This window comes from Paraburkholderia kirstenboschensis (genome assembly GCF_032806925.1).
GTDB classification, from domain to species: Bacteria; Pseudomonadota; Gammaproteobacteria; order Burkholderiales; family Burkholderiaceae; genus Paraburkholderia; species Paraburkholderia kirstenboschensis.
This window is the reverse complement of the sequence record NZ_CP136513.1, coordinates 1108691-1130581: the sequence shown is the minus strand read 5'-3', so window position 1 is coordinate 1130581 and position 21891 is coordinate 1108691. Positions and strand designations below refer to the sequence as shown.

Sequence of the window (21891 nt, the reverse complement as noted above, 5' to 3'; positions counted from 1 at the left end):
GGCCCCTATCCTATTGATATTTATCCGCTTTCACAGCGCGCCGACCGGCGCGGGAAGCTTGAAGAGACGGAAAAAGTTCTGCGTGGTTGCGGCGGCCAGCGCTTCGTCCGTCATGTCGCGCTGCTGCGCGATGAAACGTCCGACATAACTGACGTACGCAGGTTCATTAGGCTTGCCGCGATACGGCACCGGCGCCAGGTATGGCGAGTCGGTTTCGATCAGCAGGCGCTCCAAGGGCACGCGGCGCGCGACGTCCTGCACGTCGGTCGCGCTCTTGAAAGTGACGATGCCCGACAGCGAGATGTAAAAATTCTGCGCAAGGGCCTGTTCGGCCACGGCCCACGGCTCGGTAAAGCAATGCATCACGCCGCCCGGCTCGCTCGCGCGCTCCTCGGCCATGATGCGCAGCGTGTCTTGCGACGACGAGCGCGTATGGATGATGAGCGGCTTGCCGGTGGCATGCGCGGCACGGATATGCGTGCGGAAGCGCTCGCGCTGCCATTCCATATCGGAGATCGAGCGGCCTTCGAGGCGGTAGTAATCGAGCCCCGTCTCGCCGATTGCGACCACTTTCGGATGTTCGGCCAACTCGACCAGTTCCGCGACGCTCGGCTCGCGCATGTCCTCGTGGTCGGGATGCACGCCCACCGACGCGTACACGTTCTCATGCCGGCTCGCGATTTCCAGCACGGACGGCAGCGTTTCCAGATCCACCGACACGCACAACGCGTGCGTGACCGAGTGGCTTCGCATATTCTCGAGCACCTGCGGCAGGCGGTCGGCGAGTCCTTCGAAATTGATGTGACAGTGCGAATCGACAAACATGATGATGTCCTGCAAATGAATGACCCGTGGCGGGTCAGGCTGCCGCGCCGTGCGCGTCGAGGCGCTTGCCGACGATCACCAGATCGCGCTCCACGCTGTCCAGCACGGCCACGCGCGGCAGCGAGCCCCACGTGTCGAAACCAAAGCCGCGGAACAGGCGCAGGCTCGCCTCATTGTGACCGAAGATAAATCCCAGCACGGTGTCGATGCCTAGTGCCGGCGCCGCCGCCAGCGAGGCCGCCAGCAACTGCTTGCCGAGGCCCTTGCCGCGCGCGCTTTCGTCGAGATAGATGCTGACTTCGGCGGTGCGCTGATAGGCGGGACGGCCATAGAAGTCCGAAAAGCTCAGCCAGGCGATCAGACGGCCAGGCTGTTCGGCGTCTTCGACAACCCATAGGGGACGTTTCTGCGGCCCGTGCGCGTGAAACCATTCCACCCGGCTTTCGACGCTGACCGGTTCGAGATCGGCGGTCACCTGGCGCGAGGCTACCGTCGAGTTGTAAATGGCGACGATGGCAGGCAGATCGTCGAGCGTGGCATCGCGGTAAGACAGGCTCATGGTGCTTTCAGATTGAATTGAAGAAGCGGCTAACATGTAAAGCGGTAACGGATGGAAACGACGCTCGCCGCGCGTCTGGAGCGCCGCCTTGCGTCATGCAAAGAGCTCGCGGTAGCCAAGAAACAGTTCCTCGAACACGAGCCGCGCATTCAGCGGATGATTCTCGACCGCGCGCTGGCGCGTGACGGCCCGCATGAAGCGGGCGAACGCGCTCGCGTCGGCTTGCGACGCGCAGCGCGTCAAAGCCGCCGACGCCTGCGGAAAATAGCGCGGCGCGCCCGCGGTGCGCTGCGCGAGCAGATCGTACATCCAGCGTTGCAGCCAGCCGAGCACGAGCGGCACCGGCAGCTTTTGCAGCGCCTCGCCGCACGCGAAGGCGTCGCACTCCGGGCCGGCGGCCAGTTGCTTGAGCGTCCAGTCGCGCAGCGTGCGGTTTTCGTCGCTGGCGAGCGCGAGTGCGGTCAGCGGCGCGCCGCCCGCTTCGGCGAGCAGCGCCGGCGCCTCGGACACGCCTTGCGCCGCGAGCCAATGGGTCGCGGCCTGGGGCGCGGGCAGGCTCATCGGCCATTGGCGGCAACGGCTGATGATGGTGGGCAAAAGCCGGTCGATCCGCGCCGACACCATCAGGAACACGACGCCCGCAGGCGGCTCTTCGAGTGTTTTCAGCAGCGCATTGGCCGCCGCGATGTTGAGCGCCTCCGCCGGAGCCAGCACGACCACACGGGCGCCGCCGCGGTGCGAACCCACGCCGACGAAGTCGAGCAAGCCGCGAATCTGCTCAATCTTGATTTCCTTGCTGGGCGCGCGCGTTTTTTTGCCTTCGTCGGCATCGGCTTTTTCGGCTTTGTCGTCCGCACCGTTACCGATGCCGGCTTCGGCCGCCAGCGCCTCGGGCACGACGATACGGTAATCGGGATGGTTGCCTTGCGCGAACCAGTTGCACGCGACGCACGCGCCGCACGGTTCGCCGTTCTCCCTCCGGTCCTCGCACAGCAGGCCTTGCGCGAGATGCTGCGCGAAGCGCAGCTTGCCGATGCCCGCCTGTCCATGCAGCAGCAAGGCGTGCGGCCAGTGGTCGCGCAATTGCTGCAGGCGGTTCCAGTCATCGGTTTGCCACGGATAAATCATCTTTTCTCTTTCTGATCAGTCAGTTGGACGCGTTATCTGAGGTATTTCACGAGCATCTTGTTCACAGATAATAAATGTTTATATGGATTTAATGTCATAGACTTGCGAGCAATTCTTCAAGCTGTTTCTGAATTCGCGCAATGCTCTGCGAAGAGTCAATGATAGCGAAACGATAAGGCGCTTCGTCCGCGCGACGCAGATATTCGGCTCGGGTGCGGTCAAAGAATGCGGTCGATTCGCTCTCGAAGCGATCGGGATCGCGCGCCGCGCTGCGCCTCTCGTTCGCGATCTCGGGTGCGAGGTCGAACAGCACCGTGAGATCCGGCTGGAAGCCGCCTTGAACCCAGCGCTCCAGCGTTTCGAGCTTGTCGCGCGGCAGCCCGCGGCCGCCGCCTTGATAGGCAAAGGTGGCGTCGGTGAAGCGGTCGGACAGCACCCAGTCGCCGCGCGCGAGCGCCGGCTCGATCACTTCGGCCAGATGCTGGCGGCGCAGCGCGAACATCAGCAGCGCCTCGGTTTCGAGATCCATCTTCTGATGCAGCACGATCTCGCGGATCTGCTCGCCGAGCGGCGTGCCGCCGGGCTCGCGTGTCATGACCACCGAGCGGCCGGTGGCCGCCACCTTCTGTTCCAGCCGCTCGCGGAACCAGGCCAGATGCGTGGTCTTGCCGGCGCCGTCTATGCCCTCGAACGTAACGAATCTGCCGCGCGCCATTATTGCCCTCGAATGTATTTGTCCACGGCCTTGTTGTGATCGCCGAGGGTGTCGGAAAATATGCTGCTGCCGTCGCCGCGCGAGACGAAGTACAACGCGCTGGTTTGCGCAGGGTTCATCGCCGCTTGCAGCGACGCCACGCCCGGCAGCGAGATAGGTGTCGGCGGCAGGCCCATCCGTGTGTAGGTATTGTAGGGAGTGTCCGTCTGCAGGTCCTTCTTGCGGATGTGGCCGCTATAGCTCTCGCCCATGCCGTAGATCACGGTCGGGTCGGTTTGCAGCGGCATGCCCACGCGCAGACGATTCGCGAACACGGCGGCGACCATCGCGCGGTCGGATTTCTTGCCGGTTTCCTTCTCGATGATGGACGCCATGATCAGCGCATCATACGGCGTCTTGTACGGCAGGTTCGGCGAGCGCGCGAGCCACGCTTCGTCGAGGCGTGCGCGCATCAGCCGATATGCGCGGCGGTACACGTCGAGATCGCTCGTATTCTTGTCGAACAGGTAGGTGTCCGGGAAAAACAGCCCTTCGCCGTTGCCGATCGACGCCTCCGGCGCGCCGATCGCGCTCATCAGCTGCGCGTCGTTCATCCCGACGCTGTCGTGCTTGAGCGCCGGATTGGCGTCCAGTTCCTGGCGCATGCGCTTGAACGTCCACCCTTCGATGATGGTCGCAACGTATTCGTTGACGTCGCCGCGAGCGATTTTTTGCAGCACTTCGTACGGCGTAACGCCGGTCTTGAACTCGTAATTGCCCGATTTGAGTTCGCTCTGAAGACCGAGCAGCCGCGTCATGACGATGAACAGTTCAGGCTCGACCGGCACGCCGCTGCGGTTCAGCTGCAGCGTGACGCTGCGCAGACTGCTGTGCGGTTTGACGGTGACGTCGAGTTGCGCGGGGTTAAGCTCGAGCGGGCTGTTGGCCCAGTGGTATCCGCCAGCAATCGCGGCTGCGGCCAGCACGACGATAATCGAGCCGGCGACGAAACATTTCTTGAAGAGGGACATGAAAACGTGACTGGGTTGGACTGCATATAATACTTGTTTGCCTTAGCTAAAGTCAGAATTGACTGTTCCAGGAATCCATGAACACACCGCTCGCTACCGCTTCAGGCAATCCTTCCGCTACTGCTTCAGGCGCTGTTCCTGCCACCCCAGGCGGCGCGCCCTCGGGCCAGTCCGCCACGGCGCTGCCCGTGCTGCCGCGTCCGTCCGCCGATGAGTTCGCCGCAGTGCTCGAACACGGCGCCTACATGGCGCTCACGCAGTTCGGCGTGATCGACGCCACCGGCGACGACGCCGCGAGCTTCCTGCACGGGCAGTTGACCAACGACACGCAGCACCTGGACGCCGCGAACGCGCGTCTCGCGGGTTACTGCTCGGCAAAAGGACGGCTGCTGGCGTCGTTTCTGACGTGGCGCAGCGGCGACACGATCCGTCTGCTGGTCTCGAAAGACGTGCAGGCGGCGGTGCAAAAGCGCCTGTCCATGTTCGTTCTGCGCGCCAAAGCAAAACTCGTGGATGCAAGCGGCGAGCTCGCCGTGATCGGCCTCGCGGGCGATGTCCGCAAGGCGCTGTCCGGCGTATTCGACGCGCTGCCCGACGGCGTTCATGTGAAGGTGGACGGCGCAGCCGGCTCGCTGATTCGCGTGCCCGATGCGTTCGAGCGTCTGCGCTATCTGTGGATCGGCCCGAAAGCGCAAATCGAAGCTCACTTGCCGCAGCTTCGCGAAAAGTTGAAGCAGGTCTCGCCGGCAGTCTGGGACTGGCTCGACATTCGCGCAGGCGAGCCGCGCATCACGCAGCCGGTGGTCGAGCAATTCGTGCCGCAAATGGTCAATTTCGACGTGCTCGGCGCGGTCAATTTCCGCAAGGGCTGCTATCCCGGCCAGGAAGTGGTGGCGCGCAGCCAGTATCGCGGCACGATCAAGCGGCGCACGTCGCTCGCCAACGTGGCGGGCGAACTCGATACGGTGCAGGCCGGCGCCGAACTCTTTCACTCCGACGATCCCGGTCAGCCGTGCGGCATGGTGGTGAACGCGGCATCGGCGCGTGACGGCGGCGTCGATCTGCTGGTGGAGACCAAGCTGGCGGCGCTCGAAAGCGGCTCGGTGCATCTAGGCGCGGCGGAAGGTCCGGCGCTGCGGTTCCTCGCGCTTCCGTACGGCCTGCCCACCGAGGTTTGAACGCCCTCCTAGATGCGGCGCGGCGCAGTTGGACGAAAAGGCGCCGCTTTCTCGCGGCGCCCTCGCGAGAACTCCTGCCCGCCATGTCATTTCCGAAGCCCCCAACCGGGAGACGCCCCCGATGTGCCTGATCGTCTTCGACTGGCGACCCGATGCGGTCGACGGCCCGATCTTCACGCTCGCCGCGAATCGCGACGAATTCTTCCGGCGCACGGCCGAGCCGATCGCCTGGTGGAGCGACGCGGCGGGCGTGCTGGCCGGCCGGGACTTGCTGGGCGGCGGCACGTGGCTCGGCATGTCGCGCGACGGTCGATTTGCAGCCCTGACCAACTACCGCGCGCCGTACGAGATGCGCGCCGATGCGCCGACCCGCGGCACCCTCGTCAGCGACTGGCTGGCTTCGGCCAGCGCCGCCGCGAACCGCAGTGAGAACGGCGGTGAGAACGGCAGTGAGAACAGCGGCACAGACGGCGGCTCGCACGAAACGCCGCTGGCCTATCTGCGACGCGTGGCGAAAACCGGCGACATGTACAACGGCTTCAACCTGCTGGTGGGCGACTGGACGCGCCGCGAACTCGCCTGGTATTGCAACCGCTCTAACGTCGCCCCCGCGCTGCTTACGCCCGGCACACACGGCATCTCGAACGCGGTGCTCGACACGCCGTGGCCGAAGCTCGTCAGAAAGCGGGCCGATTTGAGTGCGCTCCTCACGCGCAACCCGATGCCGCCGCTCGAACGCCTGATCGACCTGATGCGCGACCCGCGCGTCGCCCCCGACGATGAGTTGCCTGCCACCGGCATTTCGCTCGAGCGCGAACGGGCGCTGTCGGCGGCGTTCATCGAAACGCCCGAGTACGGCACGCGCGGCACGACGGCGCTGCGCGTAATCGCGAACGCGGAGATGGTCAGCGTGGCGGTCGCCGAGCGAAGCGACGATAACGGCTCACACCGGATCGCGCGCCCGGGCGACTTCGAGCGCAGCTTCGCGTTCAACGTCGAGCGGCAAATCGCGTAATCATTGCTCGCCGAATGCCGTGCGCAATGCCGCGGCGGCCTCCGCGTGCGCGTGCGCAACATCTGGCACGAAGCCGCCCATCTTGAAGAACTCGTGGATCATGCCGGGGTAGCGCCTGAGCGTGACTTCGTTGCCATGGTCGCGCAGCTTCTGCGCATAGGCGTCGCCTTCGTCGCTCAGCGGATCGTATTCGGCGGTCGCGATCCAGGCTGGCGCGAGTCCGCTGAAGTCGGGTGCGCCGCACTTGCCGTCGAGCGGCGCGAAACGCCAGTCGTCGCGATCGCTCGTGTCGCGTACGTATTGATCGAAAAACCATTGGATCGTCTCGCCCGAAAGCAGGAAGCCGTCGGCAAGGCGCGAGTGCGAATCGGTCTGTTGATAGCCGGTCGTGCCGGGATAGATCAGCAATTGCAGTGAAAGCGCGATGCCGGCGTCGCGCGCGAGCACCGCGCAGACCGTGGCCAGCGTGCCGCCCGCGCTGTCGCCGCCTACCGCAAGCCGCTTGCCGTCGATGCCGAATTCCGCCGCGTGAGCATGAAGCCAGACGAGCGCGTCGAAAGCGTCGTCGACGGCGGTCGGGAATTTGTGTTCGGGCGCGAGCCGGTAGTCGACCGACAGCACCGTGCATTTTCCGTCGCGCGCGAACATGCGGCACAGCGCATCGTGAGTATCGACGCTGCCGACCGTGAAGCCGCCGCCGTGATAGTAGACCAATGCCGGAGCCGGCTCGGCCCAGCTCGGCTCGACGGCCTGATAAAGACGCGCGCGAATCGTTGCGCCGTCGCGCGTCGGTACGCGCAGGTCTTCGACGGCGAACATAGGCGCGCTCGCGATCTCGAGAATCGGTGCGCTTTTCTGATACGACGCGCGCGCCGCTTGCGCAGTCATTTCATGGAGCTTCGGGCGCTTTGCGCGCGCGATCATGTCGAGCACCTGCTCGATCTTCGGATTCAGCGGCATGTGACGCAGGTAACGTTGAATGGCGCATACGCGCCGCAGGTTGAAAAGTGGCGCGCGGCACTGCGCGCAACGAGCGGCTCTAGTCGGAACCCGCGTGCCTGACTTCGGGCTTCAGCGACATCGGATCGGTGGGATCGCGCAACTGCTCGACGTCCTCGTGACGCAGTCTCACCGTCGCCATGATGGCCGGGTGCGTGACGATATAGAAACGGCGCGCGGCGATGGCCTCGAACGTGACGCCGGCAACATCCGCGGCACTGAGTTTGCCCGATTGCACCGCGCGTTGCAGTTGCTTGCCCGCAGCGATCTGCGAGCGCGTCGGGCGGCTCTCGTTGCGCAGTTCAGCGGGCCGCGAGCGCTCGGCATCGGCGATGCCCGTGGGCACGAACGCGGGGCACAGCAGCGAACAGCCGACGCGGCCGCTCGCCTCACGCCCGGCCTGCGCGATTTGCAGGTCGTGATACAGCGTCTCGGTGAGCGACACGACCGCATGTTTCGACGCGTTGTAGATGCCCATTGCGGGCGGCGACAGCAGGCCGGCGACGGATGCGGTGTTGACGATATGCGCGGGCTCGTTCTGCGCCAGCATGATCGGCGCAAACGCACGCACGCCGTGCGCGACGCCCATTACGTTGACCCCGAATACCCACGACCAGTCGTTGGCGGAACTCTCCCACAGCAACCCGCCCGAGCCCACGCCCGCGTTGTTGAACAACAGATGCACCTTGCCGAATGCATCGAGCGCGGCTTGCGCGAGCGCCTCCACCTGCGTTGCGCTCGACACGTCGGTCGGCACGCCGATCGCATCGGCCCCCGCCGCGCGCAGCGTATCGACAGCCTGCGCGAGCGCGTCGGGGTTCACGTCGGCGAGCACGAGCTTCATGCCGAGCGCCGCGCCTTTCTGCGCGAACGCAAGGCCGAAGCCGCTAGCCGCGCCGGTGATGACCGCGACCTTGCCTGCAAATTCGAACATCCATGGACTCCTTTGTGTGCGGCTGCAAGCGCGGCTGCAAGTGCGGCTGCAAGTGCGGCTGTGAATGCAAGTGCGGCTCCAGGCGCTTTCATCCGCCCGCCGCCGCAATCGCATCACATCAAATCAACCTCACAAGCTGCTTGCCGAAGTTCTTGCCTTTCAGCAAGCCGATGAACGCCTCGGGCGCCGCATCGAGCCCTTGCGCGATGCTTTCGCGATAGTGCAGCTTTTTCTGCGCGACCAGCGTGCCAAGCTGCCTGAGCGCTTCCGGCCAGACATCCATATGCTCGCTGACGATAAAGCCCTGCACGAGCAGACGCTGCGTCAATATCAGCGACGGGTGCTTGAGCGGCACCGGCTGGCCGTCGTAGCCCGCAATGAACCCGCAAAGCGCGATGCGGCCGGCCGGGTTCATGCGTGCGAGCGTCGCGTCGAGCACTTCGCCGCCGACGTTCTCGAAGCAACCGTCGATGCCGTTCGGCGTCGCCGCCTTCAGGTCCTGATAGAGGTTGCCGGCCTTGTAGTCTACGCAGGCGTCGAAGCCAAGCGTCTCCACCACATACCGGCACTTCTGCGGGCCGCCCGCGATACCCACCGCGCGCGCACCCGCCTCTTTCGCCAGTTGGCCGACCACGCTGCCCACCGCTCCGCTCGCCGCGCTGACAACAACCGTCTCGCCAGCCTTCGGCGCGATGATCCGGTTCAGTCCATACCACGCGGTCACGCCCGGCATGCCGACCGGTCCGAGATAAGCCGACAGCGGCACATGCGTGTCGTCCACTTTCTGCATACCCGCGCCGTTCGACGTGCCGTACTCCTGCCAGCCGAACATTGCGACGACCTTGTCGCCGACCGCGAACTTCGGATTCTTCGACTCGATCACTTCGCCGACCGTGCCGCCGATCATCACTTCGTCAAGCGGCTGCGGCGGCGCATACGACTTGCTGTCGTTCATACGGCCGCGCATGTACGGGTCGAGCGACAGATAGTGATTACGCACGCGCACTTCTCCGTCGGCAAGCGGTGCAAGCGGCGTTTCGACGAGGCGGAAGTTCTCGGGCGTGACGGCGCCTTGCGGACGCGAAGCCAGCACGAACTGACGGTTGATCTGTGGCATGACGATCGTCTCCCTGGTTTGCTGATTGTGAATTGCCGACTACGGGTTGCGGGCTGCGGGTTGCCGACCGCATATTCCTCCGGCAATGCAGCTAGTCGCGCGCTCGGCCTGCGCTCGGACAACGCGGATGCAAACGCCGTATGCCTCGCACGCGTTCGCACGCGTTCAGCCGTCGCTAGGACCTGGTTTCGCCGATGGGTCGCTGCGCAAGCGCTGGCGTGTCACGTCGCGGCCCACGGCAAGACGGCGCATGTATTTGAACGTGCCGAGCGCCTTGGCGACGAAGTGCCCTTCGCTATCGCGGATCTCGCCTTCGCAATAGGCCATCGTCGTCGAGCGGTGCAGCACGCGGCCTGTCGCGCGCAATTCGCCACGGCCGGGCTGCATGAAGTTGACCTTCATTTCGACCGTGACCACGCCGACACCGTCGCCCGCGAGGCTGCGCGCGGCCATCGCGAGCGCAACGTCGGCGAGCGTCATCGTCACGCCGCCGTGCGCGACGTCCCACGTGTTCATATGCTCGGGCAGCAAAGGGAGCGTCACTTCGCTGACGCCGTCCGCCGCCGACACGAGCTGCGCGCCGAGCCGGTCGACGAAGGGGCTCTCGGGCAACGACGCGCCCGTCGCGGTGGATAAAGATGAATCGGTCATTGCGGCTTCAGGTTGGCTTGTCTTGACATGAGGGCGGCGCACAACTCGCAATGAATGTGCGATGCAGCAGCATTCACGCGACGACGCACCGCGCCAAAGGAGAGGAAATGATACCCGCTATGGCGCTGCGCAGTGACGAGCGAAACTTCGGCTCGCCGGGCGTGACGCGTTCACGCCGCTTGCGCCGCCGCGCGCGCGGCCATGGCTGTCGCAAGCCGGCCAAGCTTGAGCACGGCTTCATCCGCGAGTTCGAGGTCCGTGCTCGGACAACTGAGCCTGATGAACCGAGCGAAGCGGCCCGCGTTCGAAAACACAGTGCCCGGCATCACACGAATGCCCTGCTTCAGAGCGGCATCGAACAAAGCAGCCGACGACACGGCGTGCGGCAACTCTATCCAGAAGAACATGCCGCCAGCGGGCGGCGTAAAACGCGTGCCATCGGGAAAGGAGGCGCCGATTGCCGCCGACATCCGCTCACGCTGCAACCTCAAGCGATCGCGCAGACGCCGCAAATGCCGTTCATACGCGTTCGTTTGGAGAAACTCGGCAAGCACGACTTGCGACAGCTGCTCGTTATGACGCGACTGCGCAAATTTCAGCATGCCGATACGCGGATGCCAGCGCCCGCCGTTGATCCAGCCGATCCGCATGCCGGGCGCGAGCGTCTTGTTGAACGACGTGCAGTGGATCACGGTGCCGTCGGTGTCCCACGCCTTCAGCGAGCGCAGCGGCTGCGCGCTGTCGACGAGCTCTCGATACGGGTCGTCTTCGATCTCTCGGTCGCCGTCGCGAGACTTACGCCGTGGCGCTGCATGAACGCGCGCATCGACGGCATGCGCTCGCCGGGACGCAGCACTCCGTTGCGGATTGCACGACGGTAGTGGCCGGCCAGTTGACGATAAAGCGGCTGGCTCGCCGGGGAATCGTCCGCAGGCGCGAGGTCCGCGCAATGCGCGGAATGCTCCGAATGCGGTGACTGCGTGACGGTGTGCATCGGCGTGTGCGTGTGCATGTAGGTGGATCGGCTCATAAGCCGATGGTGCGCACCGCGGGTGCGCCGCAACAGATACACATTCTCTTCATTTCGACCGATACAGCGCGCCAAACCGCCGTCTTGTAGCGGTTCAGATTGTGGATGACTGAGGCTGTGTTCACGGGCACCTGCTCAATATGCTGGATGGCATGCAAACGGTCTCAAGGAAACGGTCATGTCAACTCGCCCCACCGTCAATCTGTCACGCGTCACTGCCGGTCAAGTCGCCCTCCAGGACGTGCGCGCAACAAGCACCGTCGTTGCCGTTGAAGGCGATCTGCAGTTGGCGTTTCGCGATCATTCGCTCGCCTGGCTCGGCGATGCCGTTCCATTGACGTCCGTCACATTGCACGAGGGCCAGTGCTTCGTGGCACGGCAACACGGCATGATATCGATCAGTGCGGCGCATGCGCAGGCTGCGGCCTTCGTGGTGCAACCGTCGCTTGCTGAAGACAGAGGCAGTAGCGCGACAGGTCGAGCCGTGCTTTGGTTGGCCACATTCCTGAAAGCGACGCTGCGGCGCGCAACCTGAGACGCAACATGAGCCACCACCCGACTGGCCACCCGAAAGGCCGCATGAGACAGCCCCGCGCACCGGAGATCGCCAGCTACAATGCATGACCCCATCCGCTCTTCGAGGTGCCGGTCATGTCCTTCGTCCGCATGCTGTTCAGCGCGAGTCTGTTCCGCGTGGCCGCGTTATGCGCTGTGTTCGCGCTCACGGTGAGCGGCTGCGCCGGATTCTTCGGCGGCGACCCGTTGCGCGTGAGCGTCGCCGGCATCGAACCGATCGAAAGTCAGGGCTTCGAGATGCGCTTCAACGTCAAACTGCGCGTGCAAAATCCGAACGATTCGGCGGTCAGCTTCAATGGCGTGTCGCTCGATCTCGAACTGAACGGCAAGCCGTTCGCGAGCGGCGTCAGCGACCAGAGCGGTACCGTGCCGCGCTTTGGCGAAACAGTTGTCAATGTGCCGTTGACGGTGCCCGCATTTGCCGCCGTGCGCCAGGCATTCGCGTTCGCGGGCGCGATGCAGGGCGGCGCCGCGCAGTCGGGGCAGATTCCGTACATTATGCGAGGCAAGCTCGCGGGCGGCCTGACCGGCACGACGCGCTTCGTCGATCAGGGAGCGTTGAGCCTGCCCGCGGCCGGCACCGCCCTGCCCTGATCACGTGAAGCGCCGACCACATAATTACGCGACTTCGAACAGCCCCGCCGCGCCCTGTCCGCCGCCTATACACATCGTCACAACGACGAGCTTCGCGCCGCGCCGCTTGCCTTCGATCAGCGCATGCCCGGTGAGCCGCGCGCCCGACACGCCATACGGATGGCCGACTGCAATAGCCCCGCCGTTGACGTTCAGACGGTCATGCGGAATGCCGAGCTTGTCGGCGCAATACAGCACCTGCACCGCGAACGCTTCGTTCAATTCCCACAGGTCGATGTCCTCGACTTTCAGGCCCGCCTGCTTGAGCAGCTTCGGCACCGCGAAAACCGGGCCGATGCCCATCTCGTCCGGTTCGCAACCGGCCACCGCGAAGCCCCGGAAAATGCCGAGCGGCTGCAGCCCTTCGCGCTCCGCGACCTTCGCGTTCATCACCACGCAAGCGGACGCACCGTCTGAGAACTGGCTCGCGTTGCCCGCCGTGATGACGCCGCCCGGCAGCGCGGTGCGGATTTTCGATACACCTTCGAGCGTCGTGTCCGCGCGAATGCCCTCGTCGCCGCTGACGGTCACTTCTTTCGTGTACAGCTGCCCGGTCGCTTTGTCGGCGACGCCCGCGAGCACCGTCAACGGCACGATCTCGTCCTTGAACTTGCCGGCTTCCAGCGCCGCCGCGGCGCGCTGCTGTGAGCGCACGCCGTATTCGTCCTGACGCTCCTTCGAAATCGAATAGCGTTTTGCGACGTTCTCGGCGGTCTGCAACATCGACCAGTAGATTTCCGGCTTGTTCTTGCTGAGCCAACCGTCGGTCATCATGTGCTGGTTCATCTCGTTCTGCACGCACGAGATGGATTCGACGCCGCCCGCGACGAACACGTCGCCCTCGCCGGCAATTACGCGTTGCGCGGCCAGCGCGATGGTTTGCAATCCCGACGAACAGAAACGGTTCACCGTCATGCCCGGAACGCTAACCGGCAAGCCGGCGCGCAGCGCGATCTGCCGCGCGATGTTCATGCCCGTCGCGCCTTCAGGATTGGCGCAACCTATGATCACGTCCTCCACGCGCGCCGGGTCCAGCTTCGCCCGTTCGACGGCGGCTTGCGTCACGTGCCCGCCGAGCGTCGCGCCATGCGTCATGTTGAAACCGCCGCGCCATGATTTGGCGAGCCCCGTGCGGGCGGTCGATACGATTACGGCGTCAGTCATGCAAGTCTCCTACTTGTAGATGGCGAGGGTGGCGCGTGTGTTCCGTGCGGGCGATATCGCCGCCGCGTCGCAAGAACGCGCGCCACCGCTGTCGTTCGATATGAGCGGCGTGTGCCGTGCGCGGCGTCAGCCGTTAAAGCCCCGGCCCTGGGCCGCGAGTTCGGCGATGCGCGGCGCAAGCTGCCACGCGTCGCCATTGGATTGCGATGCGTAGCGGCGAATCGCGCGCTCGACGTTGTAGAGGCCGACGGTGTCCGCGTACAGCATCGGGCCGCCGCGATAGAGCGGAAAGCCATAGCCGGTCAGATACACCATGTCGATGTCCGACGCCTTCGACGCAATGCCTTCTTCAAGAATCTTCGCGCCTTCATTGACGAGCGCAAATACGAGACGCTCGACGATCTCGTCGTCGCCGATCTTGCGGCGCTCCGTATTCGTTTCCTTCGAGTGAGCGACGATCATCTCGTCGACCAGTTTCGACGGATACGCGGTGCGGTCGCCCGCCTTGTAGTCGTACCAGCCGCCGCCGGTTTTCTGGCCGAAACGCCCCGTCTCGCACAGACGGTCGGCGATCTTGGAATAATGCATCTCCGGATATTCCTGGTAGCGGCGCTTGCGGATCGCCCAGCCGATGTCATTGCCGGCCAGATCGCTCATGCGGAACGGGCCCATCGCGAAGCCGAATTTTTCAATGGCGCGATCGACTTGCGCGGGCAGCGCGCCCTCTTCCAGCATGAAAAGCGCCTGGCGGATGTACTGCTCGATCATCCGGTTGCCGATAAAGCCGTCGCACACCCCCGACACCACCGCCGTCTTTTTGATCTTCTTCGCGAGCCTCATGACGGTGGCGAGCACGTCTTTCGCGGTTTCCTTGCCGCGCACTACTTCAAGCAGCTTCATTACGTTGGCCGGGCTGAAGAAGTGCATGCCGACCACGTCTTGCGCTCGCCTGGTGAAAGCGGCGATCTTGTCCACGTCGAGCGTCGAGGTGTTCGATGCGAGGATCGCGCCGGACTTCGCAACTTCGTCGAGACGTTTGAACACCTGTTCCTTGACGCCGAGTTCCTCGAACACCGCTTCGACGATCAGATCCGCGTTCTTCAGGTCGTCGTAGGAGAGCGTGGGCGTAATCAGCGCCATGCGCTCTTCGAGCGCTTCGGGCTTGAGCTTGCCCTTCTTCACACTTGCTTCGTAGTTCTTGCGGATCGTGGCGAGGCCGCGGTCAAGCGCCTCCTGTTTCGTTTCAAGCAGCGTGACGGGAACGCCCGCATTGATGAAGCTCATCGCGATGCCGCCGCCCATCGTGCCCGCGCCGATCACCGCGACCTGGCGGATCTCGCGCACTGGCGTATCGGCCGGCACGTCGGGAATCTTGCTCGCCGCGCGTTCGCCGAAGAACGCGTGACGCAGCGCACGGCTCTCGGGCGTTTGCACGAGCGCGACGAAACATTCGCGCTCGACCGCGAGGCCCTTGTCGAAGCCGTTCTTCACGCCGGCCTCGACTGCGTCGATGCATTTGAGCGGCGCGGGGAAATTCTTCCCGACGGTTGCGACGCTATTGCGAGCGAACTGGATAAAGCCTTCGGCATTCGGATGCTCGATCTTGCGCTCGCGCACTTTCGGATGCGGGCCTTCTTTTGCGCCGACCTTGCGCGCGAACGCGAGCGCCGCTTCGGCGAGATCGCCTTCTGCGAGTTCGTCGAAGAGACCGGAATGGGCCAGCTGCTGCGACATAACCGGCGTGCCGGAAACAATCATGTTGAGCGCGGCTTCGAGGCCGATTGCACGCGGCAGACGCTGAGTGCCCCCCGCGCCCGGCAAAATGCCGAGCTTCACTTCGGGCAACGCGATCTGCGCGCCGGGCGCGGCGATCCGGTAGTGCGCACCTAGCGCGAGTTCGAGCCCGCCGCCCATCGCGACGCTGTGAATCGCTGCGACCACCGGCTTCGCGCTGTTTTCCACGGTCTTGATGACGGTGGCGAGAGTCGGCTCCTGGGTGGCTTTCGGCGTATTGAATTCGGTGATGTCGGCGCCGCCCGAGAAGGCTTTGCCCGCGCCCGTCAGCACGATGGCCTTGATGGCCGGATCGTTCTGCGCACGCTCGATGCCCTCGACGATTCCCGCCCGGGTCGACAGGCCGAGGCCGTTGACGGGAGGATTGTTCAGCGTGATGACGGCCACGCCGTCATGGGTTGTGTAGTCCACTGCCATCTGCCTGCCTCCGTGCGACGCATCGCATTCTTGAGATGAGGCGGCGCAGCGCGCGCCGCCCGTCCGGTTCCACCAGCCGACTTATGTCTGGCTTAAGTGCTCCAACCTTCGTCTCGAGTTCAGGTCGGCCGTTCCGGTGTCAGCAGGCAGAATACACAAAAAAGCACGCTCGTTCAATTTATCGTCAGGCGGGGTTTCCCCTGGCAAGCGGGCAGTCTCCCTCGTACATCTGGTCTTCCAGCGCCGACGGCAGCACATGATCGCGGAAGATTTCGCGCAGCTTCAGTTTTTGCAGCTTGCCCGTGGCCGTATGCGGCAATGCGTCGACGAACACCACGTCGTCGGGAATCCACCATTTGGCGACCTTGCCGTTGTAGAACGCGAGCAGTTCCTCGCGCGTCACGTCGAGGCCCGCGCGCTTGACCACAGCCAGCAGCGGACGCTCCGTCCACTTCGGATGAGCGCATGCGATGCACGCCGCCTCCGCGACCGCCGGATGCGCAATGGCGACGTTCTCGACGTCGATAGAACTGATCCACTCGCCGCCCGACTTGATGACGTCCTTCGAGCGGTCCGTGATCTGCAAAAAGCCATCGCGGTCGATGGTCGCGACGTCGCCGGTCGGGAACCATCCGTCCACGAGCGGCGAGTCGTCCTTGCGGAAATACCGGTCGATCACCCAGGGCCCGCGCACATACAGATCGCCGAACGCGACGCCGTCCCACGGCAACTCCGTGCCGTCGTCGCCGACGATCTTCATATCCACGCCGTATAGCGCATGTCCCTGCTTTTCGAGCAGTTTGCGCTGCTCCGCCAAGGGGCGCTGCGATTGCTCCCAGGTCAGCTTCGCCAGCGTGCCGAGCGGCGACATTTCTGTCATGCCCCATGCGTGAATGACCTGTACGCCGTAATCGTCCTCGAACGTGCGCAGCATCGCGGGCGGACACGCGGAGCCGCCGATCACCGTGCGCTCGAGCGACGAAAAGCGCGCGCCGGCATCGCGCAGATGGTTCAGCAGGCCGAGCCAGACGGTCGGCACGCCAGCCGAATAGGTGACGCGCTCACGCTCCATCAGTTCGAACAGCGACTTGCCGTCGAGGTCCTTGCCGGGAAAAACGAGCTTTGCGCCGGTGAGCGGCGCGGCGTGCGGGATGCCCCATGCGTTGACATGGAACATGGGGACGACGGGCAGCACGGAATCGCGCGCGGACAAGCTCATTGCGTCAGGCAGCGATGCGCCGAACGCATGCAGCACCGTCGAGCGATGCGAGTACAGCGCGCCTTTCGGGTTGCCGGTGGTGCCCGACGTATAGCAGAGATACGACGCCTGACGCTCGTCGATTGGCGGCCACTCGAAATTGCCGTCCTGTGCGTTCACGAGCATTTCGTAACTCAGCGCGGGCGTTTGCATCGCCGGCAGATGTGCTTCGTCGGCGAGAGCGACCCAGCCGCGTACTTTCGGGCATTGCGGCGCGAGCACGTCGACGAGCGGCGCGAAGGTGGTGTCGAACAGCACGTAGGCATCGTCGGCATGATTGACGATGTACGCAATCTGGTCGGGAAAAAGACGCGGGTTGATCGTGTGGCACACGGCGCCGAACCCGGTCGTGCCGTAATAGGTTTCGAGATGCCGGTAGCCGTTCCACGCTAGTGTCGCGACACGCTCGCCGGGCTGAACGCCGAGCGCGATCAAGGCCTGCGCGAGCTGCTTCGCACGCCGTTCGCAATCGCGATAAGTGTATCGATGCATGTCGCCTTCGATACGCCGCGACACGATCTCGGTGCTGCCGAAATGCCGCGCGGCGTGCGCGAGCAGCGAGGACACGGTGAGAGGCACATCCATCATCTGGCCAAGCAGCGGCATCGTCATAAAGGGTCGTCTCCTGGCCTTTTTCTTTTCAGGGTGCGGACAAGGGAGCGCCGTTAGGTAGAAACCGGCGCGGCAGTGAAATTGCTGAAGCAATCGACAAGCGGGTCACGCATCCGCCAACACTGGAACGTCTGTATGCGCCACACACGGGCCGCACTCGGGCCACAGGCGGACCACACACCGTTCACTCACGGTTCACGCACGGTTCACGCACGGGCCGAATGCCGGCCCACCAGCAGCGCCGCGGGTGCGGACTTACAATATCGGTTAATAGTGAGGCGCTCAACATGTCGTTTTCCCCAAGCATTGCAAGCCTGTCCGGGCCTTTGGCGGCACTTTCCGAAGCTCTTACCACCCCCACCGAAAGCGCGTTTGCGCGGCTCGGCAGCACGTTTCTCACGCGTCTGCCGGCCACGCCGCTGAGCGCGCCGTACCTCGTCGGTTTTTCGGCCGAGACCGCCGCGCTGCTCGGGTTAGAGCCGGGCCTCGAAAAAGATCCGGCGTTCGCCGAGCTGTTTTCGGGCAACGGCACCCGCGAATGGCCGGCAGAGGCGCTCCCCTATGCGTCGGTGTATTCGGGGCATCAGTTCGGCGTGTGGGCGGGTCAGCTCGGCGACGGCCGCGCGCTCGGACTCGGCGAAGTGGAACATGGCGGTCAGCGTTTCGAGCTGCAGTTGAAAGGCGCCGGGCGCACGCCCTATTCGCGCATGGGCGACGGCCGCGCGGTGCTGCGCTCGTCGATTCGCGAGTTCCTCTGTTCGGAGGCCATGCATCACCTCGGCATTCCGACCACGCGCGCGTTGTGCGTGATCGGCTCAGACCAGCCGGTGCGGCGCGAGGAGATCGAAACCGCTGCCGTCGTTACGCGCGTCGCGCCGAGCTTCGTGCGCTTCGGCCACTTCGAGCACTTCTATTCGAACGATCGCACCGACGCGCTGCGCGCGCTCGCCGATCACGTGATCGAGCGCTTCTATCCGCATTGCCGCGAGGCCGACGATCCGTATCTCGGGTTGCTGAACGAGGCGGTGTTGTCGACCGCGGATCTGATGGTCGAATGGCAGGCAGTCGGCTTCTGCCACGGCGTGATGAACACGGACAACATGTCGATCCTCGGCCTTACCATCGACTATGGTCCGTTCGGCTTCATGGACGGCTTCGACGCAGGCTACATCTGCAACCACTCCGACTCGCAGGGTCGTTATGCGTACCGGATGCAACCGCAGATCGCGTACTGGAATCTCTTTTGCCTCGCGCAAGGACTGCTGCCGCTACTTGGCGAACGCTACGAGGAAAGCGCGCGGAACGACAAAGCCATTGAAGACGCGCAACGCGTGCTCGGCGGTTTCAAGGACCGCTTCGGACCGGCGCTCGAGCGGCGCATGGCGGCGAAGCTCGGTCTCGAGACCGGGCACGACGGCGACGCGCCGTTGGTCAACCGCCTGTTCGACGTGATGCACGCGAACCGGGCGGATTTCACGCTGACTTTTCGCAACCTCGCCCGTATGTCGAAACATGACGCGAGCGGCGATGCGCCGGTGCGCGACCTGTTCCTCGACCGCGCCGCGTTCGATGCCTGGGCGAACGAGTATCGCGCGCGCTTGTCCCATGAAACACGCGACGACGCCGCGCGCGCCATTGCAATGAACCGCGTGAACCCCAAATTCATTCTTCGCAATCATCTGGCGGAAACGGCGATTCGCCGCGCGAAAGAGAAGGATTTTTCCGAACTGGAGCGTCTCGCCGCCGTGCTGCGTCGTCCGTTCGACGAGCAGCCCGAGCACGAAGCGTACGCCGGGTTGCCGCCCGACTGGGCGAGCTCGCTGGAAGTCAGCTGCTCGTCATGACGCGCACGCTGCAAGCCGTTCTCACTACAAGCCCGAGACAGGAACCGACCATGAACAATCCCGACGACCTCAAGCACGACACCCCGGCGGTGCAGAAAGACGACGCCGAGTGGCGCGAGCAGCTTTCCGACATCGAATATCAGGTGACGCGCCATGCTGCCACCGAGCGCCCGTTCACGGGTCGTTATCACGATCACTGGGAGTGCGGCATCTATGATTGCGTCTGTTGCGGCACACCGTTATTCGAATCGGATACCAAGTTCGACGCCGGCTGCGGCTGGCCGAGCTACTTCAAACCGATCGACGGCGAAGTGATCGCCGAGAAAACCGACCGCTCGCACGGCATGCTGCGTATCGAGGTGCAATGCAAGAATTGCGGCGCGCATCTCGGCCACGTCTTCGAAGACGGACCGGCGCCGACAGGTCTGCGCTACTGCATCAATTCGGCTGCGTTACAATTCGACCCCAAGTAACGCAGTGCCGGAGTCTGCGCGCTCTGTGCCTCAACTGGCGAATTGCGGTCGGCGTCGGCGGGCAATCTCGCGTCCGCCGGCGCGACACCGCGCCGAAGCGGCCTTTAGCAGTCAGGCGCGGCGCTCGACGCCGCGCACTTGCCCCTCCGACCCACTCTCCGACTTCCCGTCAGATAAATGAAATTCCTGTTCGATCTGTTCCCGATCATCCTGTTCTTCGTCGCCTTCAAGGTGTGGGGCATCTTCACGGCGACCGCAGTAGCGATCGTCGCCACGCTGGTGCAGATCGCGTGGGTGGCCTTCCGCCACCGTAAAGTCGACCCGATGCTGTGGGTGAGTCTCGGTGTCGTCACCGTATTTGGCGGCGCGACACTCGTTCTGCACAACGACACCTTCATCAAGTGGAAGCCGACTGTGCTGTACTGGGCGTTTTCCGTCGTGCTGATCGTGTCGCAACTGGCGTTCAACAAGAACCTGATCGAAGCGATGATGGGCAAGCAGATCACGCTGCCGCATGCGATCTGGGGCAAGCTGAGCGTGATCTGGGCAATCTTTTTCGTGCTGCTCGGACTGCTCAATCTGTTCGTCGCGTACAACTACACGACCGACCAGTGGGTCAATTTCAAACTGTTCGGCGCGACAGGCTGTCTGGTGGTGTTTATCGTCGGACAGAGCTTGTGGCTGTCCAAGTACATGAAGGAGGAATGACATGAGCGATACGTTCATGCACGCCACCACCGCCGAGCGTGCCGCGCTGATCGAAGCGCGCCTCACCGCCGCGCTCGCGCCCGTCGCGTCGATCCAGATCACCGACGACAGCGCGCAGCACGCCGGCCACGCCGGCGCTGCCGCCGGCGGTCATTTCAGTGTCACGATCGTGGCTGCCGCATTCGCCGGCAAGCCCCGCGTGGCGCGGCATCGCATGGTGTATGATGCGCTGGCCGATGGCATGCAGCGCGGCATTCATGCCCTTGCAATCACGGCTTACACGCCCGAAGAATTCGCTTTGTTGCCCCGCTAGGAAACTTCCGATGACCTTGAAGAAAACCCGTCTTTGGGTATTGCTGGCTGCGTTTGCGGCCGCACCTGCATTCGCACAGAACATCGCCGTCGTGAACGGCACGCCGATTCCGAAAGCGCGCGCCGACGCGCTGATCGACCAACTGGTTCATCAAGGCCAGCAAAACACGCCGCAACTTCAAATGGCCGTGCGTGAAGAACTCGTCAACCGCGAAATCCTGATGCAGGAAGCGCTGCGCCGCGGCCTGCCGAATCGTCCGGACATCAAGGCGCAAATTGCTGTCGCTCAGCAAACCGTCGTGCTGCGCGCACTGATCGAAGACTTCGTGAAGAAAAACACGCCGAGCGACGCGGAAGTCACCGCTCGCTACAACGCGCTGATCAAGGACGCAGGCGGCAAGGAATATCACCTGCATCACATCCTCGTGGACAACGAGCAGCAGGCGAAGGACCTCATCGCGAAGATCAAGGGCGGCGCGAGCTTCGAGGATCTTGCCAAGCAATTCTCAAAGGACCCGGGATCGGGCAAGAACGGCGGCGACCTGGACTGGTCGGACCCGAAGGCTTACGTGCCTGAATTCGCGGACGCGGCCACGCATCTGCAGAAAGGCCAGATGTCGGACACGCCGGTGCACACGCAATTCGGCTGGCACATCATTCGCGTTGACGACGTGCGCAGCATTACGCCGCCGCCGCTCGAGCAGGTGCGCCCGCAGATCGTGCAGCAGATCCAGCAGGAAAAACTGCAGGCATTTGAAGAAGGTCTGCGCAAGAACGCGAAGATTCAGTAAGCGGCAATTCGCAAACTTCGATATTGTTCGCAAAAAGCCCCGTTCAGTTGATGACTGAACGGGGCTTTTTTAATGGCCCGCTCAACGCCGCATTTCGTCTCCGTCAGGGGGCGCGCGCGGGCCGCCGACGCCGGGAACGCACAGAAGT

22 protein-coding genes and 1 pseudogene are annotated in these 21891 nt (G+C 64.0%); 9 read left to right on the top strand and 14 right to left on the bottom strand.

All coding sequences use genetic code 11. The features are described from left to right. Nucleotides 1-30: 30 nt before the first annotated feature. The 5 genes from RW095_RS27830 to mltG all read right to left on the bottom strand — a co-directional run bounded on the left by RW095_RS27830 (nt 31) and on the right by mltG (nt 4237). The gene (locus tag RW095_RS27830; RefSeq protein ID WP_317021998.1) at nt 31-825 is read right to left on the bottom strand and encodes a TatD family hydrolase; all 795 of its coding nucleotides are present in this window, start codon (nt 823-825) and stop codon (nt 31-33) included. Nucleotides 826-859: 34 nt separating this feature from the next. Continuing rightward, complete coding sequence (locus tag RW095_RS27825; protein ID WP_317021997.1) at nt 860-1384, bottom strand: GNAT family N-acetyltransferase; 525 nt, start codon at nt 1382-1384, stop codon at nt 860-862. 93 nt (nt 1385-1477) lie between these two features. Further along, nucleotides 1478-2512, bottom strand: a complete 1035-nt coding sequence (locus tag RW095_RS27820) for a DNA polymerase III subunit delta' (protein ID WP_317021996.1) — start codon at nt 2510-2512, stop codon at nt 1478-1480. 94 nt (nt 2513-2606) lie between these two features. Continuing rightward, nucleotides 2607-3227 carry a dTMP kinase gene (gene tmk, locus RW095_RS27815; RefSeq protein ID WP_317021995.1) on the bottom strand — a complete coding sequence of 207 codons (621 nt, stop codon included), beginning with the start codon at nt 3225-3227 and terminating at the stop codon, nt 2607-2609. Further along, nucleotides 3227-4237: an endolytic transglycosylase MltG gene (gene mltG, locus RW095_RS27810; protein WP_317021994.1), complete on the bottom strand. Its 1011-nt coding sequence runs from the start codon at nt 4235-4237 to the stop codon at nt 3227-3229. Before mltG ends, tmk begins: the two co-directional genes overlap by 1 nt. Nucleotides 4238-4314: 77 nt before the next feature. Between mltG and ygfZ the strand changes: the two genes are divergently transcribed. Together ygfZ and RW095_RS27800 are read left to right on the top strand one after the other, a co-directional pair. Then, nucleotides 4315-5415, top strand: coding sequence for a CAF17-like 4Fe-4S cluster assembly/insertion protein YgfZ (ygfZ, locus tag RW095_RS27805; protein ID WP_317021993.1), 1101 nt, complete (start codon nt 4315-4317; stop codon nt 5413-5415). A gap of 121 nt (nt 5416-5536) precedes the next feature. Further along, nucleotides 5537-6430, top strand: coding sequence for an NRDE family protein (locus RW095_RS27800; protein ID WP_317022700.1), 894 nt, complete (start codon nt 5537-5539; stop codon nt 6428-6430). Here RW095_RS27800 and RW095_RS27795 read toward each other — a convergent pair whose 3' ends face one another. The 6 genes and pseudogenes from RW095_RS27795 to RW095_RS27770 all read right to left on the bottom strand — a co-directional run bounded on the left by RW095_RS27795 (nt 6431) and on the right by RW095_RS27770 (nt 11161). After that, nucleotides 6431-7390 carry an alpha/beta hydrolase gene (locus RW095_RS27795; RefSeq protein WP_317021992.1) on the bottom strand — a complete coding sequence of 320 codons (960 nt, stop codon included), beginning with the start codon at nt 7388-7390 and terminating at the stop codon, nt 6431-6433. It abuts the gene before it with no gap. Nucleotides 7391-7469: 79 nt separating this feature from the next. After that, nucleotides 7470-8363 (bottom strand): SDR family oxidoreductase, encoded by an 894-nt coding sequence (locus tag RW095_RS27790; RefSeq protein ID WP_317021991.1) that lies wholly within the window; start codon nt 8361-8363, stop codon nt 7470-7472. 118 nt (nt 8364-8481) lie between these two features. Next, nucleotides 8482-9480: an NADP-dependent oxidoreductase gene (locus RW095_RS27785; protein ID WP_317021990.1), complete on the bottom strand. Its 999-nt coding sequence runs from the start codon at nt 9478-9480 to the stop codon at nt 8482-8484. A 165-nt stretch (nt 9481-9645) separates the two neighbouring features. After that, complete coding sequence (locus tag RW095_RS27780; protein WP_317021989.1) at nt 9646-10131, bottom strand: PaaI family thioesterase; 486 nt, start codon at nt 10129-10131, stop codon at nt 9646-9648. Between the two features lie 170 nt (nt 10132-10301). Further along, a pseudogene (locus RW095_RS27775) lies at nt 10302-10916 on the bottom strand (aminotransferase class I/II-fold pyridoxal phosphate-dependent enzyme); the annotation flags it as partial. Beyond that, nucleotides 10847-11161: a GntR family transcriptional regulator gene (locus tag RW095_RS27770; protein WP_317022865.1), complete on the bottom strand. Its 315-nt coding sequence runs from the start codon at nt 11159-11161 to the stop codon at nt 10847-10849. The pseudogene RW095_RS27775 and the gene RW095_RS27770, both read right to left, overlap by 70 nt. A gap of 178 nt (nt 11162-11339) precedes the next feature. On the opposite strand from RW095_RS27770, the gene RW095_RS27765 reads away from it, so the two are divergent. Together RW095_RS27765 and RW095_RS27760 are read left to right on the top strand one after the other, a co-directional pair. Next, nucleotides 11340-11696: a hypothetical protein gene (locus RW095_RS27765; RefSeq protein WP_317021988.1), complete on the top strand. Its 357-nt coding sequence runs from the start codon at nt 11340-11342 to the stop codon at nt 11694-11696. A 116-nt stretch (nt 11697-11812) separates the two neighbouring features. Next, entirely contained in the window at nt 11813-12331 is a 519-nt protein-coding gene (locus tag RW095_RS27760) for an LEA type 2 family protein (RefSeq protein WP_317021987.1), read from the top strand. A 24-nt stretch (nt 12332-12355) separates the two neighbouring features. Here RW095_RS27760 and RW095_RS27755 read toward each other — a convergent pair whose 3' ends face one another. From RW095_RS27755 to RW095_RS27745, 3 genes are all read right to left on the bottom strand, one after another. After that, nucleotides 12356-13534, bottom strand: coding sequence for an acetyl-CoA C-acyltransferase (locus RW095_RS27755; protein ID WP_317021986.1), 1179 nt, complete (start codon nt 13532-13534; stop codon nt 12356-12358). Nucleotides 13535-13660: 126 nt separating this feature from the next. Next, nucleotides 13661-15745 carry a 3-hydroxyacyl-CoA dehydrogenase NAD-binding domain-containing protein gene (locus tag RW095_RS27750; protein ID WP_317021985.1) on the bottom strand — a complete coding sequence of 695 codons (2085 nt, stop codon included), beginning with the start codon at nt 15743-15745 and terminating at the stop codon, nt 13661-13663. 184 nt (nt 15746-15929) lie between these two features. Next, nucleotides 15930-17615 carry a 3-(methylthio)propionyl-CoA ligase gene (locus tag RW095_RS27745; protein ID WP_317021984.1) on the bottom strand — a complete coding sequence of 562 codons (1686 nt, stop codon included), beginning with the start codon at nt 17613-17615 and terminating at the stop codon, nt 15930-15932. Nucleotides 17616-17902: 287 nt separating this feature from the next. Between RW095_RS27745 and RW095_RS27740 the strand changes: the two genes are divergently transcribed. From RW095_RS27740 to RW095_RS27720, 5 genes are all read left to right on the top strand, one after another. Continuing rightward, the gene (locus RW095_RS27740) at nt 17903-19459 is read left to right on the top strand and encodes a protein adenylyltransferase SelO (protein WP_317021983.1); all 1557 of its coding nucleotides are present in this window, start codon (nt 17903-17905) and stop codon (nt 19457-19459) included. 50 nt (nt 19460-19509) lie between these two features. Then, entirely contained in the window at nt 19510-19932 is a 423-nt protein-coding gene (gene msrB, locus RW095_RS27735; protein WP_317021982.1) for a peptide-methionine (R)-S-oxide reductase MsrB, read from the top strand. A gap of 177 nt (nt 19933-20109) precedes the next feature. Further along, the gene (locus tag RW095_RS27730) at nt 20110-20640 is read left to right on the top strand and encodes a septation protein A (RefSeq protein ID WP_027778365.1); all 531 of its coding nucleotides are present in this window, start codon (nt 20110-20112) and stop codon (nt 20638-20640) included. A gap of 1 nt (nt 20641) precedes the next feature. Then, nucleotides 20642-20953, top strand: a complete 312-nt coding sequence (locus RW095_RS27725) for a BolA family protein (protein WP_317021981.1) — start codon at nt 20642-20644, stop codon at nt 20951-20953. Between the two features lie 10 nt (nt 20954-20963). Further along, the gene (locus RW095_RS27720) at nt 20964-21743 is read left to right on the top strand and encodes a peptidylprolyl isomerase (RefSeq protein WP_317021980.1); all 780 of its coding nucleotides are present in this window, start codon (nt 20964-20966) and stop codon (nt 21741-21743) included. Nucleotides 21744-21891: the final 148 nt, after the last annotated feature.

Coding starts and splice junctions, on each gene's coding strand:
- RW095_RS27825 (WP_317021997.1), bottom strand. CDS start 1,384: ATGAGCCTGTCTTACCGCGATGCCACGCTCGACGATCTGCCTGCCATC.
- ygfZ (WP_317021993.1), top strand. CDS start 4,315: ATGAACACACCGCTCGCTACCGCTTCAGGCAATCCTTCCGCTACTGCT.
- RW095_RS27730 (WP_027778365.1), top strand. CDS start 20,110: ATGAAATTCCTGTTCGATCTGTTCCCGATCATCCTGTTCTTCGTCGCC.
- RW095_RS27745 (WP_317021984.1), bottom strand. CDS start 17,615: ATGACGATGCCGCTGCTTGGCCAGATGATGGATGTGCCTCTCACCGTG.
- RW095_RS27820 (WP_317021996.1), bottom strand. CDS start 2,512: ATGATTTATCCGTGGCAAACCGATGACTGGAACCGCCTGCAGCAATTG.
- RW095_RS27770 (WP_317022865.1), bottom strand. CDS start 11,161: ATGAGCCGATCCACCTACATGCACACGCACACGCCGATGCACACCGTC.
- RW095_RS27740 (WP_317021983.1), top strand. CDS start 17,903: ATGTCGTTTTCCCCAAGCATTGCAAGCCTGTCCGGGCCTTTGGCGGCA.
- tmk (WP_317021995.1), bottom strand. CDS start 3,227: ATGGCGCGCGGCAGATTCGTTACGTTCGAGGGCATAGACGGCGCCGGC.
- RW095_RS27785 (WP_317021990.1), bottom strand. CDS start 9,480: ATGCCACAGATCAACCGTCAGTTCGTGCTGGCTTCGCGTCCGCAAGGC.
- RW095_RS27760 (WP_317021987.1), top strand. CDS start 11,813: ATGTCCTTCGTCCGCATGCTGTTCAGCGCGAGTCTGTTCCGCGTGGCC.
- RW095_RS27800 (WP_317022700.1), top strand. CDS start 5,537: ATGTGCCTGATCGTCTTCGACTGGCGACCCGATGCGGTCGACGGCCCG.
- RW095_RS27780 (WP_317021989.1), bottom strand. CDS start 10,131: ATGACCGATTCATCTTTATCCACCGCGACGGGCGCGTCGTTGCCCGAG.
- RW095_RS27795 (WP_317021992.1), bottom strand. CDS start 7,390: ATGCCGCTGAATCCGAAGATCGAGCAGGTGCTCGACATGATCGCGCGC.
- RW095_RS27720 (WP_317021980.1), top strand. CDS start 20,964: ATGACCTTGAAGAAAACCCGTCTTTGGGTATTGCTGGCTGCGTTTGCG.
- RW095_RS27790 (WP_317021991.1), bottom strand. CDS start 8,363: ATGTTCGAATTTGCAGGCAAGGTCGCGGTCATCACCGGCGCGGCTAGC.
- msrB (WP_317021982.1), top strand. CDS start 19,510: ATGAACAATCCCGACGACCTCAAGCACGACACCCCGGCGGTGCAGAAA.
- RW095_RS27765 (WP_317021988.1), top strand. CDS start 11,340: ATGTCAACTCGCCCCACCGTCAATCTGTCACGCGTCACTGCCGGTCAA.
- RW095_RS27750 (WP_317021985.1), bottom strand. CDS start 15,745: ATGGCAGTGGACTACACAACCCATGACGGCGTGGCCGTCATCACGCTG.
- RW095_RS27725 (WP_317021981.1), top strand. CDS start 20,642: ATGAGCGATACGTTCATGCACGCCACCACCGCCGAGCGTGCCGCGCTG.
- RW095_RS27755 (WP_317021986.1), bottom strand. CDS start 13,534: ATGACTGACGCCGTAATCGTATCGACCGCCCGCACGGGGCTCGCCAAA.
- RW095_RS27830 (WP_317021998.1), bottom strand. CDS start 825: ATGTTTGTCGATTCGCACTGTCACATCAATTTCGAAGGACTCGCCGAC.
- mltG (WP_317021994.1), bottom strand. CDS start 4,237: ATGTCCCTCTTCAAGAAATGTTTCGTCGCCGGCTCGATTATCGTCGTG.